The organism is Methylobacterium trifolii, from assembly GCF_022179685.1.
Taxonomy (GTDB): Bacteria; Pseudomonadota; Alphaproteobacteria; order Rhizobiales; family Beijerinckiaceae; genus Methylobacterium; species Methylobacterium trifolii.
The window spans coordinates 1-12,095 of the sequence record NZ_BPRB01000268.1; the positions used below are offsets into that span (position 1 = coordinate 1).

Sequence of the window (12,095 nt, forward strand, 5' to 3'; positions counted from 1 at the left end):
CGTGCGGCATGAACCGCCATGCCGCACCCGTCCGCACGATGTAGCGCAGCCCGTTGAACACCTCGCGAAGTTCGTGGTCCCGCTGCTCGCAATCCGCCCGCAACAGCGTCAGGTAACGGGCGACGACCGCCCATTCCTCATCACTCACGTCGGACGGGTAGGCGGGGCGATCCAGGCTCATAAACCCAAACGCAAAACCCAACCTAGAAGTTCATAACACGCTCTAGCCTTCACGGCCTTGGCCGAGGCCGAGCGTCTTGAGCAGATCGCCGATGGGATCGCTCGAAGCAGGCGTAGTCTCGGTGGGTGACGTCGCGCCGTTCCGATCGGCGTTGCGCCGGTCGGCGACGGTGATGCGCTTGCCGACCATCGGGGTCTGGCGAACGCCGACCTGAACGGGACGCCGGCGCAGCATTGCCGCGTCCTGTACCGTCTCGGGGATCATCGGCAAGGCGATCACATCCGGCGTCACGAGCGTGAACGAAGCCGGATGGCCGACCTCGGGAAATGCAAGGATGGTCCGCCTATCGCTGCGAGACGACGCCGGAGCGACCGATGCCGTCCGTGCAGGAGGACTGACCCAGGCCCCCTGGGCCGAAGCCTGTCCCGAAAGGACCGCATCACGGGCAGGACTGGTCTTATCCAGGGCAGCATCACGCGGATGCAGAACATGCGCTGCCGCCACCAATCCGAGAACGGCGAAGGCAGTCGTGGCGATGGTGGACCTGACGTGTTCCATGAACCGAAGAACGAACCGCCAAGGTTATTGTTCCGCTTGCCGGTCCGGGAGCGCGGAACCAAAGCCTTCGCTTCCGAAACATGGCTAACGCGACGGATCGTCCCGCCGACGAATACGCACCGAAGGTGGATCGGCTGACCACTCCTCAGCTCGATCAGATGCTCTATCACAGTCCAAAGCAGGACCATAAAGGGCCCAGATCGATCTCGGCAAGAGTGGATGGACCGGCTGCGGGTGTGATCTTCAGCGGCCGATTATCGCGCAACCCGTCCACGTGCATCTCAAACGGACCGTTCCGATGCCGGGCCGAGTGCATGCCTTGGCCGCAGGGACCGCAAACCGGCCGGCAGGGCGTGCTCGAAGGCGGATAGGATGCGGTCGCGGTGACGGCGGTAGAGCAGGCCCGCGCCGACGACGCCGATGCCGATCAGCGAGAGCGCGAAGGGGAACAGCAGCGAGTCCTTGAAGATCTTCTCGGCGAGATGACCGAGATAGAACGCGATGCCGATCGCCCCGAACACCGCGTAGATCCGGCGCGTGAGGAAGAGCGCCAGGCCGATCAGCCCGACGTTGATCAGGCAATAGACGAGCTTAGCTACTTCGCTGTCGGAATTCTGGGAGGTCAAGCCGCCCCAGAACGCGGCGATGGCGGCCAGGTGCAGCCAGAAGGCGTAGTCCGCGCGCCTCTGGCGAAGGTCGATCGTCCAGGACAGGGCAATCAGGACGAGGCCGAACCACATCGAGACCTTGCTGCGCAGGGCCCAGCCGAAATCGAAGGTGCCGGCAAGCCAGGGCGTCAGGTCCATGGACAGGAACCAGAGTGCGACCGCCGCGACCATCGTGATGAAGCCGAACGGGTAGAAGCGGACGGCGACCAGCGCCACGGCGAGGGTGGCGACCTCCATCGGCAGCCAGCCGCCTTTGATCCAGACGTAGAAATCCTTGTACTGGCCCGGATCGCCGAAGCGGCCCCACCAGCCCAGGCCTTCCTGCACGCCGAAGACGGCCAGGGGCGTCATCGCGATCGCGACCGTGACGAGGAGGCCGCCGGGGACGGGCAGCCCCTTCGTGCGCCAGAGGTAGTGCCCGGCGGCCGTGAACAGGACGGCGTAGGCGAGCGCCGTCGCGACGAGGGCGCCTGAGCCCATCTGCGCGAAGGCGACCGTGGAGAACAGGCCCATAGCGCCGATTACGATGAGGGCGCCGGCGTACCAGAGGACATGCGCGAGATCGAAGACCGCGTGCGTCGCGGCCGGCGAACCCGCGACCGCGACCTGCCCTGTTGGTCCCGGCCCGTAGAACGCCGCGAGGCGCGCGGCCTGATCCGTCGTGATGATGCCGGCCGCGACCGCGGCGTCGAAGGGGTGCGAAGGGGTCATCGGGGGCGTCGTCCGGCCGGGAGGGCTTCAGGCCCTTATGGGAGACGATGCAGCAGGTACGAAGACCTCACCGTGCGATCCGGCACGACGTGACCTGTTACGGCCCCGGAATGGCCGGATCGCGCCCCCGGCGAGAGGTCGTCCGCCAACGGGGTGCCGGATCACGTTCAGACGGGATGACGAATCATCGGAAGTTGCGCGTCGGCACCCTGATGCCGGGAGAGAGGTCGGGGACGAGGGAGTCGCGCGGCCGGGGCTGCAACGTCTCCACTTCCCGCCGGTCCGGCCCTCCGCCGCCCCGGACTTCGTCGCCGCGGCCGGCCGGCAGCGGAAACGCCGCGCCGTCCTCACGCTCGCCCACCCGGCGCAGGAGCGGCGTGAGGTCGACGAGGCCCTGTGCGACCACGTGCACGACGATGCCCTGGCGCTGCACCCGCCCGCGTACGCCCATCATCCCGGCCGTCAGGATGAGGCGGCGGTGCTGCGCGAACACGGCGGGCCAGACGATCAGGTTGGCGATGCCTGTCTCGTCCTCCAGGGTGATGAACATCGTCCCCTTGGCCGAACCGGGCTTCTGGCGCATCAGCACAAGCCCCGCGAGCGCCACGCCCCGGCCGCTGCGGATGCCGTCGAGGACGCGGCAGGGACGGTAGCCCTGCGCTCCGAGGTCGCCGCGCAGGAAGTCGAGGGGGTGCCCGCGCAGGCTCAGGCCCGTGGCGTAGTAGTCTTCCGCAACCGCTCGCCCCGCGCTCATCGGCGCGAGCGTCACCGCCGGCTCCCGGAGTTCCGGGCGCAACCGGCCGTCGCGCGCGTCGGCGGCGGCGAACAGGTCGAGGGGTCGCTCGGCCAGACCGCGGATCGCCCAGAGTGCCGCGCGCCGGTCGAGGCCGAGGTCGCGGAACGCGTCCGCCCCGGCCAGGCAGCGCAGGGCGCGTCCCGGCAGGCCAGCGCGCCGCCACAGTTCCTCGACGCTCCGGTAGCCCGCCCGGGGACGGGCCGCGACGAGCCGTATGCCGTCGGCCTCGGACAGGCCGCGGGCCATGCGCAGGCCCTGCCGCACGGCGAGCCAGGGCCCGCCCGCCGGCTCCAGGGTGCAGTCCCAGGCGGAGGCGTTCAGGCAGACCGGCCGCACCGCCACCCCGTGCTCGCACGCGTCCCGCACCAGTTGCGCCGGGGCGTAGAACCCCATCGGCTGCGCGTTCAGGAGCGCGCAGCAGAACACGTCCGGGTGGCGGCATTTCAGCCAGGACGAGGCGTAGGCCAGCAGCGCGAAGGAGGCGGCGTGGCTCTCCGGGAAGCCGTAGGAGCCGAAGCCCTCCAACTGCTTGAAGGTACGCTCGGCAAAGTCGGCCGCGTAGCCGTTGCCGACCATGCCGGCGACCAGCATGTCGCGGAACTTCGACACCCCGCCCGTGGACTTGAAGGTCGCCATCGACCGGCGCAGCTTGTCCGCCTCGGCCGGGGTGAAGCCGCCCGCGACGATGGCCACCCGCATCGCCTGCTCCTGGAACAGGGGCACGCCCAAGGTCTTCTCCAGCACCTGCCGCAGGGCCTCGGTCGGATAGGTCACCGACTCCAGACCCTCGCGGCGGCGCAGGTACGGGTGGACCATGTCGCCCTGGATGGGGCCAGGGCGCACGATCGCGACCTGGATGACGAGGTCGTAGAGGGCTTTCGGCTTCATCCGCGGCAGCATCGCCATCTGCGCCCGGCTCTCGATCTGGAACACGCCGACCGTGTCGGCCCGCCGGATCATGGCGTAGGTCGGCCCGTCATCGGCCGGGATCGCGGCGAGGTCGGTCGGCTCGCCCGGCCGGTGGGTGGCCAGCAGGTCGAAGGCGCGGCGCAGGCAGCCCAGCATCCCGAGGCCGAGTACGTCGACCTTCATGAATTTCAGGGTCTCGATGTCGTCCTTGTCCCATTCCAGGGTCTGCCGGTCGGCCATCGTGGCCGGGCAGACCGGACAGAGTTCGTCGAGCCGGCCCAGCGTCAGCACGAAGCCGCCGGGATGCTGGCCGAGATGGCGCGGCGTGCCGATGAGCTGCCGGGCGAGGTCGAGGGTCAGGCGCAGCCGCCGGTCGTCGAGGTTGAGGTTGAGTTCCCCCGCGTGGTTCTCGCCGACTCCGTCCTTCGACCAGCCCCAGACCAGGCCGGCCAGCGCGCCGGTCACGTCCTCGGGCACGCCCAGCGCCTTGCCGACCTCGCGCACGGCTCCCCGGGCACCGTAGCGGATCACGGTGGCGCAGAGGGCGGCGCGGTGGCGCCCATAGGTGTCGTAGACCCACTGGATCACCTCCTCGCGCCGCTCGTGCTCGAAATCGACGTCGATGTCGGGCGGCTCGTTGCGGTTCTCGGAGATGAAGCGCTCGAACAGCAGGCCCTGCTGCACGGGGTCGATGCTGGTGATGCCGAGCACGAAGCACACCGCGGAGTTCGCGGCCGAGCCGCGGCCCTGGCAGAGGATGTGTTTGGTGCGGGCAAAGCGCACGATGCTGTCGACGGTGAGGAAGTACGGGGCGTAGGCGAGGCGCTCGATCAGGCCGAGTTCGTGCCGGATCTGGGCGGCCACCGTGTCGGGCAACCCGCCCGGGTAGCGCTCGGCCGCTCCAGCCCAGGTCAGCGTCTCCAGCCGGTCCTGCGCGGAGGTGCCGTCGGCCGCCGCCTCCGTGGGGTAACTGTAGGTCAGCTCGTCCAGCGAAAAGCGGCACCGCGCCAGGATCTCGGCGGTGCGCGCCAGCGCGTCCGGGTGCCGGCCCATCAGGCGCTCGGCCTCGGCGGGCGCCACGAGATGGCGGCCGGCGTGGGATTCGCGGGCATGGCCGAGCCGGTCGACGCTCGTGCCCAGCCGGATCGCGGTGACCACGTCCTGAAGGGGTCGCCGGGCGGGCTCGTGGTAGAGCACGTCGCCGGTCGCCACGCACGGCACCCGCGCCGCCCGCGCCAAGTCCGCGACCGCATCGAGGCGCAGGGCGTCGTTCGGCCGGTAGCGGCGCGTCAGGGCGCAGGAGGCGTGCTCGCCGAACAGTCCCTTGAGACGGGCGAGATCCTGCGCCAGGGCCGCGTCGGGCCGGTCGCTCAACAGGACGGTGACCAGTCCCTCCCCCCATTCGGCGAGGTCGGCCCAGTGCAGGCGGCAGCCGCCCTTGCCGGCGCGGGCCTTGCCGAGGCTGAGCAGGCGGCAGAGGCGACCGTAGGCGGCGCGATCCGTGGGGTAGGCCAGGAGCGCGGGTGCGCCCGGCTCGGCGAGGTCGAGGCGGCAGCCGACCACGAGGCGCAGGCCGGTCACTTTCGCCGCCTCGTGGGCCTGGACGATGCCGGCGAGCGAGGCATGGTCGGTCACGGCGAGCGCCGTGTGCCCGAGGAGCGCCGCCGTGGCGAACAGGTCCTGCGGTGCGGACGCGCCGCGCAGGAACGAGAAGTGCGTGGTGACCTGCAGCTCGGTATAGGCCACCCGCCTCAGGCCTCCCCGACGCCGTGCAGCCACCAGCGGCCACCCTCAGCGGCGGGCGCGTCGCGGAACAGCCAGAAGCGGTCGCCGGCCGTGCTCTCGACCCGGTAATAGTCGCGCACCAGGCCGCTGTCGGCGTCCGAGACCCACCATTCCCCGTGCATCCGCTCGGGACCGTCGGCGCGGGCGACGCGCAGGCGTCTGCTCCCCCAGACGAACAGGGCCGGCGGGTGGTCGGGCGCCAGCGCGGTCACGGCCACGGGCTCGGGCGGGTGCAGCAGGCGGGCGGGCCGCGGAAGGTCGGCCGGCCAGCCGGCCTCGGCCGCTGCGGCCAGGGGGCCGACGCGGCGCACCGAGCGCTCTGGCAGGGTGCTGGCCACTGGATCGAGCCGGTACACCCGCCCGGGCCCGAGCCGGGCGCCGAGCCTGTCGACGAGTTCGGCGAGGTCGGCCTCGGCGGGCTCCCCCGCGAGTACCCCGAGACCGGCCTGGGCGGCATCGAACCACTCGACGCGGGTGGCGCAGAGCAGCGCCTCGTCGATGCCGAATCCGGGATCGACCAGGGCGAGGCGCTCGGCGAACAGTTGCATCAGGTGGCGGACGGTCCGGTTGGGGCGGGCGGTGGCCACCCGCAGCCCCCGGCTCGCGCCGTCGACCCGGCGGAACACGAGGTCGAGACGGCGCGCCCCGAGCCCGCGCCGTTCCAGTTCGGCGCAGAGTTCGACGAGGAGCCGCTCGGTGACCCGCGCCAGAGTCTCGGGTGTGCTGATCGGCTCGGCGAAGGCCAGGCGCGCTAGCGCCGCGTCTGGTAGGTCGAGATAGGCCAGGGGCTCGGGCGCGTGGCCGAAGGCCTGGTCGAGGCGTAAGGACGGCTCCGGCCCGAAGCGCAGGCGCAGCGGCGCACGCGGCTTGTCCGCGAGCTGGTCGACCCGCTCGATGCCGAGCTGCGTCAGCCCGGCGACCGTCTCGCGCGGCAGGCGCAGGGCCCGCAGGGGCAGCCCCGCCACCGCCGCGACTTGGCAGCCCGGGGCGACGACGCGCTCGCGGGGAGCGTAGCGCGCGACCGCCCAGGCTGCGCCCGGCGTGTCGGCCACGACCGCGCGGGCCCTGAGGGCGCGCCGTGCGAGGTGGCTGAGCAGGTCCTCGATCAGGCCCTCCTCGCCCTGGAAGAGGTGCGCGCTGCCCGCGACCTCGATCCAGAGCCCGTCTGGCAGATCGAGGGCGACCAGCGGCGCGTAGCGGCGCAGGCACCACGCGCCGAGCTGGGCCAGGGCGTGCGCGTCCGCGTCAGGATCGGCCTCGACCACGGTCAGGCCGAGGATCGCGGCCTGGGCGTGCGCCACCGCCATGCCGGGGCGCAGGCCCAGGCGGCGCGCGGCGCGGTCGACGGCGACCAGGACGCGCTTGGCCCCGGCGCTGCCGGCGACGGCGAGCGGGCTATCCCACGCGGGCGCGCGGGCGGCGTTGCGGCGGCGCCAGAGATCGGTCGGCCAGGTCGGCAGGTAGACGGAGACGACCCGTCGCATCAGGCGCGTCCAGAATCCAGGAAAGGGGGGTGTCCGCACCGCGGGCGCGGGTGAGTTCGACGAGCCAGCGGGCCCGGGGGAGGCCGGAGAGCGGCGGCCCGGCGCCGGGCTGGGGCGAGACGCGCCAGCGGGTGAGCGCCGCGTTGGGCTCGTCGTCGGCCGCCTCCCGCCCTGCCACGGTGCGGTGGCGGCGCACGACGATGACCAGGGCGCCGCTGCGCTCGGCGGCCAGTTGCAGGCGCCGCGAGGCGGTCAGCCCCAACCGGGCGACCTCGCCGACGACGGCGCACAGGCCGCGGGTGTGCAGGCCCTCCTCGATCGCCGGCAGCACCTCCGCGTCGGACCGGGTCTCGGCGAAGACGACGCGGCCGGGTGCGAGGCCGACGCCGACCAGGGCTGGGGCGAACAGGTCGCGTCCTCGCAGGCACCAGAGCACCGGCCCGTGCAGGCGGGCCAGCACGGCGGCGGCGAACAGGGCGGAGAGCGCCGCGTATTCGGCGGACGGGCCCACCTCGCCGACCTCGTGCACCCCCCCGCAGCGCAGGCCGCCGGCCGGCAGGGAGGCGTCGAGGGCGGACAGGCCGAAAGGCAGGGTCCGCTGCCGAACGATGTTTTTGCAGGCCAGGTCATCGAGCTGTCGGCGCATGCCGGCGAGCCGGTCGTCGCGTCCGTCCGCGGCGTCCGGCATGGGTTGCCCGCTTTGTTGAGAGGATCGATGTTCCTATTTTGTTCCTAATGACGAAGGAGTCAACGCAAGCTGGGCCGCTGTGGACAGATCCACCATAAAACATTGGCACAGAACGACATTCGCTTGAATTCGTCCTGTGGATAGAAAGGCCCCTGCCCTGGGACGTTGAGAAAACTCGGTCCTGCAAGGCCGGATCGACATCCGGCCGCGTCTTGTCGCGTGCCAAGGCCTGATGACGGACTCCGCCTCGAAACCTGCCACTGGGCTCGGCACCCTATGCGTCATCGCCGTGGCGGCGGCCGGTGTGCTCTACGTCGGCCGCCGGATATAGGTGGATCACCTGCCGGGACCCTGCCGACGGCACCAGGCGCCGAGTGTTGTCGAAGAAGGCGGACGTATACGGCCGCGCGATCCATGACGAGCGACTGTTCCACGTCGCGGTCAAGGAGATCTTCTCGGCGCCTCTGAAGGCCTACGATATCCTCGGGCCCGATCGGATGTTGTCGTGAATGACCGAAAGTGGTGCTGCGAGGGGGGATCGAACCCACGACCTCCTCATTACCAATGAGGTGCTCTACCACTGAGCTACCGCAGCATTAGGTCGGGCGGTGGCCTGGAAGCGCTTCCGTCCGAACTGAGTGGGGCCTTAAAGGATCATCCTGGCCTTGGCAATCGCTTCGCGGCCCGCGAAGGCGATTGGCGTCGCGATGCTGCGGGCCTGTGGCGGAACAGACCCGTCCCCATCCGCGGCACCGCGCGTCAGCCCTTCGCCGGGCCTTTCCGCTTGAGAGCCCCGCGGATGATCGCCGCGAGGCCCGGCTCGGCCACCGCCTCCGCGGCTTCGGCGGGACGGAACCAGCGCAGCTCGCGCTGGTGCTGCTCCGGCCACGCCTTGAGCTGCTTGCGCACTTCGAGGGGGAAGACCTTGACCTGGCACAGGACCGAATCCCGGCTCTTCAGGCGCTTCTCGTAGAGGTAGAAGCCGAGGGGGCGCTTGCCGACCTGCCCGAGGAGGCCCGCCTCCTCGTAGGCTTCGCGGGCCGCCGCCTCGTAGGGCTTGCGTCCCTTCATCGGCCAGCCCTTCGGGATCACCCAGCGCCGGCTCTCGCGGGAGGTGACGAGCAGCACCGAGAACGCCCCGTCGGAATCGCGCCGGAACGGCAGGACGCCGACCTGACGCCGTGCTTCGCGCTCGGTCTCGCCCGCATCCACCATCATGGGCAAGGCGGGCGGACAGCGTCCGGCGGCACCGGACAGGCGGACGGGCAGGACCTGGACGGGACGGGATAGCGCAGGGGCACAGGCAACAATCTTGTCTGACGGGACCGGGAATCGTCCCTCGACGATACGACCTATCCGTAACAATAGGATATGCGGCGCGATCGTTCATTTATCCGGCAAACCAAAACGCTACAGCCGCCTCCGGATGTCGCAGCCCTCACGCCTGCAGCGGGTCGGTCCCCTAGAATTGTCAATATACAGGTTTTCGCCACCGATACCCGTACGGTGTCAGACCGTCGTCCCGGCCTTCTGCCCGGCGCAGGCACCGCACTCGCCCTCGACCTCCAGGATACGGCTTTCCGGGCGGAACCCGGCGCGGGCCAGGGTGCGCTCCAATCCGTCCTCGACTTCGGGAGATGTGGTCTCGTCGATGATGCCGCAGCTGCGGCAGATCAGGAAGACCAGCCCCTCGCGCGCCGCGTGCTCGTGCGCGCAGGGCACGAAAGCGTTGCGGCTGGCGATGCGGTGGACGAGACCGTGTTCGGTGAGGAAATCGAGGGCGCGGTAGACCGAGACCGCGGCGACCCGCCGGCCCGCCCCGCTCAACCGTTCCGCGATGTCGTAGGCGCCGAGCGGCCTGCCCTCGGCAGCCACCGTCTCGAGGACCTCGCGGCGCAGGCGCGTGAACTGCAGATGGCGCTCGCTGCAGAGCCGCTCGGCACGGGCGAGCACGTCGCCGGGTCGTGCGGCGCGGCAATCGTCTCCGGCATGCGCGGCATGCTCGTGCATTCCACTCCCCGACCTTCGCGCTCCGATTGAACGGTGCGGCTGTTACAGTGTATCACCTCGAATATAGGCGGCCCCTCGGGTCCCGGCAAACCGGCGCTCCCGCCCGGCCCCCTGCCACCGGCCTTTACCGCGATGACACCCGTGCCCCAGACCGACCGACCGCCGGCTCCCCTCGGGGGCTCCCTGTTCCGCAGCGGGCTGCTCGTCCGCCTGGCGCTGGCCGGGGCGCTGGCCGGCCCGCTCTGGCTCGCGATCCTCTGGGCCACCGCCGCATGACGCGTCCCGACAGGTCCCCGGCGGGCGGCGCCATCCGCCTCGACGCCCTGACCCTCGGCTACGACCGGCATCCGGCCGTGCACCACCTCAACGGCACGATCCGGGCCGGCGACATGCTGGCCCTGGTGGGCCCGAACGGGGCCGGTAAGTCGACACTGCTCAAGGGACTCGTCGGCGAGATCGCCTGCCTCGACGGGCGGATCGAGCGCGGGGTGGCGCAGCGCGCCATCGCCTACCTGCCGCAGGCCGCCGAGATCGACCGCAGCTTCCCCATGAGCGTGGCCGACCTCGCCAGCATGGGCCTCTGGCGCAGGGCCGGGGCTTGGCGCAGCCTCGCCGACGACCACGAGAACGTGGCCGGGGCCCTGTCCGCCGTCGGGTTGTCGGGGTTCGAGCGGCGGCCGATCGGGACGCTGTCGGGCGGCCAGTTCCAGCGCGCCCTGTTCGCCCGCCTGATCCTCCAGGATGCCCGGGTGATCCTGCTCGACGAACCCTTCACCGGGGTGGACGCACGCACCGTCGCCGACCTCATCGCCCTGATCCGTGCCTGGCACGGGGACGGCCGCACGATCGTGGCCGCCCTGCACGACCTCGGACAGGTGCGGGCGCATTTCCCGCAGACCCTGCTGCTCGCCCGCGAGCCGGTCGCCTGGGGCGCAACGGACCTGGTGCTGAGCCCGGCCAACCTCGCCCGCGCCACGCAACTCTCCGAAGCCTGGGACGAGACGGCCGCCATCTGCGCCCGCGACCACGCGGCCCGGCCGCACGACGGGCAAGACGCCGGCCACGCGGGCCATGGACACGGGCACGCCCACCACCATCCTCACCCCGGGACGGAGGGCGCGGCATGATTGATCCGCTGGCCCCCTTCATCGAGTTCGGCTTCATGCGCCGCGCCCTGGTCGGCTGCCTCGCCCTCTCGCTCTCGGCGCCCCCGGTGGGGGTGTTCCTGATGCTGCGGCGGATGAGCCTGATGAGCGAGGCGATGAGCCACGCGATCCTGCCCGGTGCCGCGGCGGGCTTCCTCGTGGCCGGCCTGTCGCTGCCGGCGATGACGCTGGGAGGGCTCGGGGCCGGGCTGCTGGTGGCCCTGCTCGCCGGCCTCGTCACCCGGTCCACCGTGATCCGGGAGGATGCGAGTCTCGCCGCCTTCTACCTGATCTCTCTTGCCGCCGGCGTGCTCCTCGTGTCGCTGCGCGGCTCGCAGATCGACCTGCTGCACATCCTGTTCGGCACGGTGCTGGCGCTGGACGATTCCGCCCTGTGGCTGCTCGGCGGCATCAGCACGCTGACCCTGTTCGCCCTGGCCGCCCTCTACCGGCCGCTGGTGATGGAATGCGTCGATCCGCTGTTCCTGCGCACCGTCAGCCGCGCGGGCGGCCCGACGCACTACGCCTTCCTCGGGCTGGTGGTGGTCAACCTCGTCGGCGGTTTCCAGGCGCTCGGCACCCTGCTCGCGGTCGGGCTGATGCTGCTGCCGGCCATCGCCGCCCGGTTCTGGGCGCGGGACCTCGGCGGCCTGATCCCCGCCTCGATGCTGATCGCGGTGCTGTCGAGCTTCGGCGGGCTCAGTCTCTCCTACCACCTCGATCTGCCGACCGGCCCGTCGATCGTGCTGGCGGCGGGCGCCCTCTACATCGCCTCGATGCTGGCGGGCCCCCGAGGCGGCCTGCTCTACCGCCTCGTCCGGGCGCGCCACCTGGAAGCGTAGTCCCTACCAGAGGTGGAGCAGACTCATGAGGCCGGAGACGATGGCGTAGACGAAGCCCGCGTTCAGGGCGACGCCGACCACGCCGATGCCGAGCCCGACCAGGACGACGACGCCGTCCCGCTCGACCAGGCCGAGGCCGACGAGGCAGACCGCGAGCCCGAGGGGAATCTGCCCGACGATGGGGGCGGCCACGATCAGCGCCATGGCCAGCGCGAGCAGCGCGAGCCCCATGCCGCGCATGCCGAGCGCCGTCTCGAACACGCTCATGCGCGGGCGCGACCATCGCTCCAGGCGGCGCAGCAGCGGCACCGCGCGGGT

The 12,095-nt window shown here is 71.3% G+C and carries 13 protein-coding genes and 1 tRNA gene; 4 read left to right on the plus strand and 10 right to left on the minus strand.

The genetic code is table 11. The features are described 5' to 3' along the window. From COGEMETH_RS21185 to COGEMETH_RS21210, 6 genes are all read right to left on the minus strand, one after another. Nucleotides 1–181, minus strand: a 181-nt coding sequence (locus COGEMETH_RS21185) for a transposase (protein ID WP_238184583.1), incomplete at its 3' end; no start/stop codon positions are given. Between the two features lie 42 nt (nt 182–223). Then, nucleotides 224–739: a hypothetical protein gene (locus COGEMETH_RS21190; protein WP_238184585.1), complete on the minus strand. Its 516-nt coding sequence runs from the start codon at nt 737–739 to the stop codon at nt 224–226. Between the two features lie 281 nt (nt 740–1,020). Beyond that, a complete protein-coding gene (locus tag COGEMETH_RS21195) occupies nt 1,021–2,118 on the minus strand; it encodes a hypothetical protein (RefSeq protein WP_238184586.1) in 1,098 nt (365 codons plus the stop codon). Nucleotides 2,119–2,302: 184 nt separating this feature from the next. After that, on the minus strand, nt 2,303–5,569 hold the full coding sequence (locus COGEMETH_RS21200; RefSeq protein WP_238184588.1) for an error-prone DNA polymerase: 3,267 nt from the start codon (nt 5,567–5,569) through the stop codon (nt 2,303–2,305). A 5-nt stretch (nt 5,570–5,574) separates the two neighbouring features. Beyond that, nucleotides 5,575–7,092, minus strand: a complete 1,518-nt coding sequence (locus tag COGEMETH_RS21205) for a DUF6504 family protein (protein WP_238184590.1) — start codon at nt 7,090–7,092, stop codon at nt 5,575–5,577. Then, entirely contained in the window at nt 7,004–7,780 is a 777-nt protein-coding gene (locus tag COGEMETH_RS21210) for an ImuA family protein (RefSeq protein ID WP_238184591.1), read from the minus strand. The genes COGEMETH_RS21205 and COGEMETH_RS21210 overlap by 89 nt, the downstream gene beginning before the upstream one ends. Nucleotides 7,781–8,157: 377 nt before the next feature. On the opposite strand from COGEMETH_RS21210, the gene COGEMETH_RS25675 reads away from it, so the two are divergent. Further along, a complete protein-coding gene (locus COGEMETH_RS25675; RefSeq protein ID WP_283215038.1) occupies nt 8,158–8,289 on the plus strand; it encodes a hypothetical protein in 132 nt (43 codons plus the stop codon). Between the two features lie 11 nt (nt 8,290–8,300). Here COGEMETH_RS25675 and COGEMETH_RS21215 read toward each other — a convergent pair. The 3 genes from COGEMETH_RS21215 to COGEMETH_RS21225 all read right to left on the minus strand — a co-directional run bounded on the left by COGEMETH_RS21215 (nt 8,301) and on the right by COGEMETH_RS21225 (nt 9,790). Further along, nucleotides 8,301–8,375: transfer RNA gene (locus tag COGEMETH_RS21215), tRNA-Thr, on the minus strand. Between the two features lie 164 nt (nt 8,376–8,539). Next, nucleotides 8,540–8,995, minus strand: a complete 456-nt coding sequence (locus COGEMETH_RS21220; RefSeq protein WP_238184598.1) for an NUDIX hydrolase — start codon at nt 8,993–8,995, stop codon at nt 8,540–8,542. 294 nt (nt 8,996–9,289) lie between these two features. Then, entirely contained in the window at nt 9,290–9,790 is a 501-nt protein-coding gene (locus COGEMETH_RS21225) for a Fur family transcriptional regulator (protein ID WP_238184592.1), read from the minus strand. Nucleotides 9,791–9,931: 141 nt separating this feature from the next. Here COGEMETH_RS21225 and COGEMETH_RS25680 point away from each other — a divergent pair, with 141 nt between their 5' ends. From COGEMETH_RS25680 to COGEMETH_RS21235, 3 genes are read left to right on the plus strand one after another with little or no spacing between them, the layout of a single operon-like run. Next, on the plus strand, nt 9,932–10,066 hold the full coding sequence (locus COGEMETH_RS25680) for a hypothetical protein (RefSeq protein WP_283215039.1): 135 nt from the start codon (nt 9,932–9,934) through the stop codon (nt 10,064–10,066). Beyond that, on the plus strand, nt 10,063–10,917 hold the full coding sequence (locus tag COGEMETH_RS21230) for a metal ABC transporter ATP-binding protein (RefSeq protein WP_238184593.1): 855 nt from the start codon (nt 10,063–10,065) through the stop codon (nt 10,915–10,917). The genes COGEMETH_RS25680 and COGEMETH_RS21230 overlap by 4 nt, the downstream gene beginning before the upstream one ends. Then, the gene (locus tag COGEMETH_RS21235) at nt 10,914–11,777 is read left to right on the plus strand and encodes a metal ABC transporter permease (RefSeq protein ID WP_238184595.1); all 864 of its coding nucleotides are present in this window, start codon (nt 10,914–10,916) and stop codon (nt 11,775–11,777) included. Before COGEMETH_RS21230 ends, COGEMETH_RS21235 begins: the two co-directional genes overlap by 4 nt. A 3-nt stretch (nt 11,778–11,780) precedes the next feature. On the opposite strand, the gene COGEMETH_RS21240 is transcribed toward COGEMETH_RS21235, so the two are convergent. Next, the coding region (locus COGEMETH_RS21240) for an exopolysaccharide biosynthesis protein (protein ID WP_238184596.1) at nt 11,781–12,095 on the minus strand (315 nt) is incomplete at its 5' end.

Excerpts from the sequence above, each read along its gene's own strand:
- COGEMETH_RS21190 (WP_238184585.1), bottom strand. The coding sequence starts at position 739 with ATGGAACACGTCAGGTCCACCATCGCCACGACTGCCTTCGCCGTTCTC.
- COGEMETH_RS21195 (WP_238184586.1), bottom strand. The coding sequence starts at position 2,118 with ATGACCCCTTCGCACCCCTTCGACGCCGCGGTCGCGGCCGGCATCATC.
- COGEMETH_RS21205 (WP_238184590.1), bottom strand. The coding sequence starts at position 7,092 with ATGCGACGGGTCGTCTCCGTCTACCTGCCGACCTGGCCGACCGATCTC.
- COGEMETH_RS21220 (WP_238184598.1), bottom strand. The coding sequence starts at position 8,995 with ATGGTGGATGCGGGCGAGACCGAGCGCGAAGCACGGCGTCAGGTCGGC.
- COGEMETH_RS21225 (WP_238184592.1), bottom strand. The coding sequence starts at position 9,790 with ATGCACGAGCATGCCGCGCATGCCGGAGACGATTGCCGCGCCGCACGA.
- COGEMETH_RS21230 (WP_238184593.1), top strand. The coding sequence starts at position 10,063 with ATGACGCGTCCCGACAGGTCCCCGGCGGGCGGCGCCATCCGCCTCGAC.
- COGEMETH_RS21210 (WP_238184591.1), bottom strand. The coding sequence starts at position 7,780 with ATGCCGGACGCCGCGGACGGACGCGACGACCGGCTCGCCGGCATGCGC.
- COGEMETH_RS21235 (WP_238184595.1), top strand. The coding sequence starts at position 10,914 with ATGATTGATCCGCTGGCCCCCTTCATCGAGTTCGGCTTCATGCGCCGC.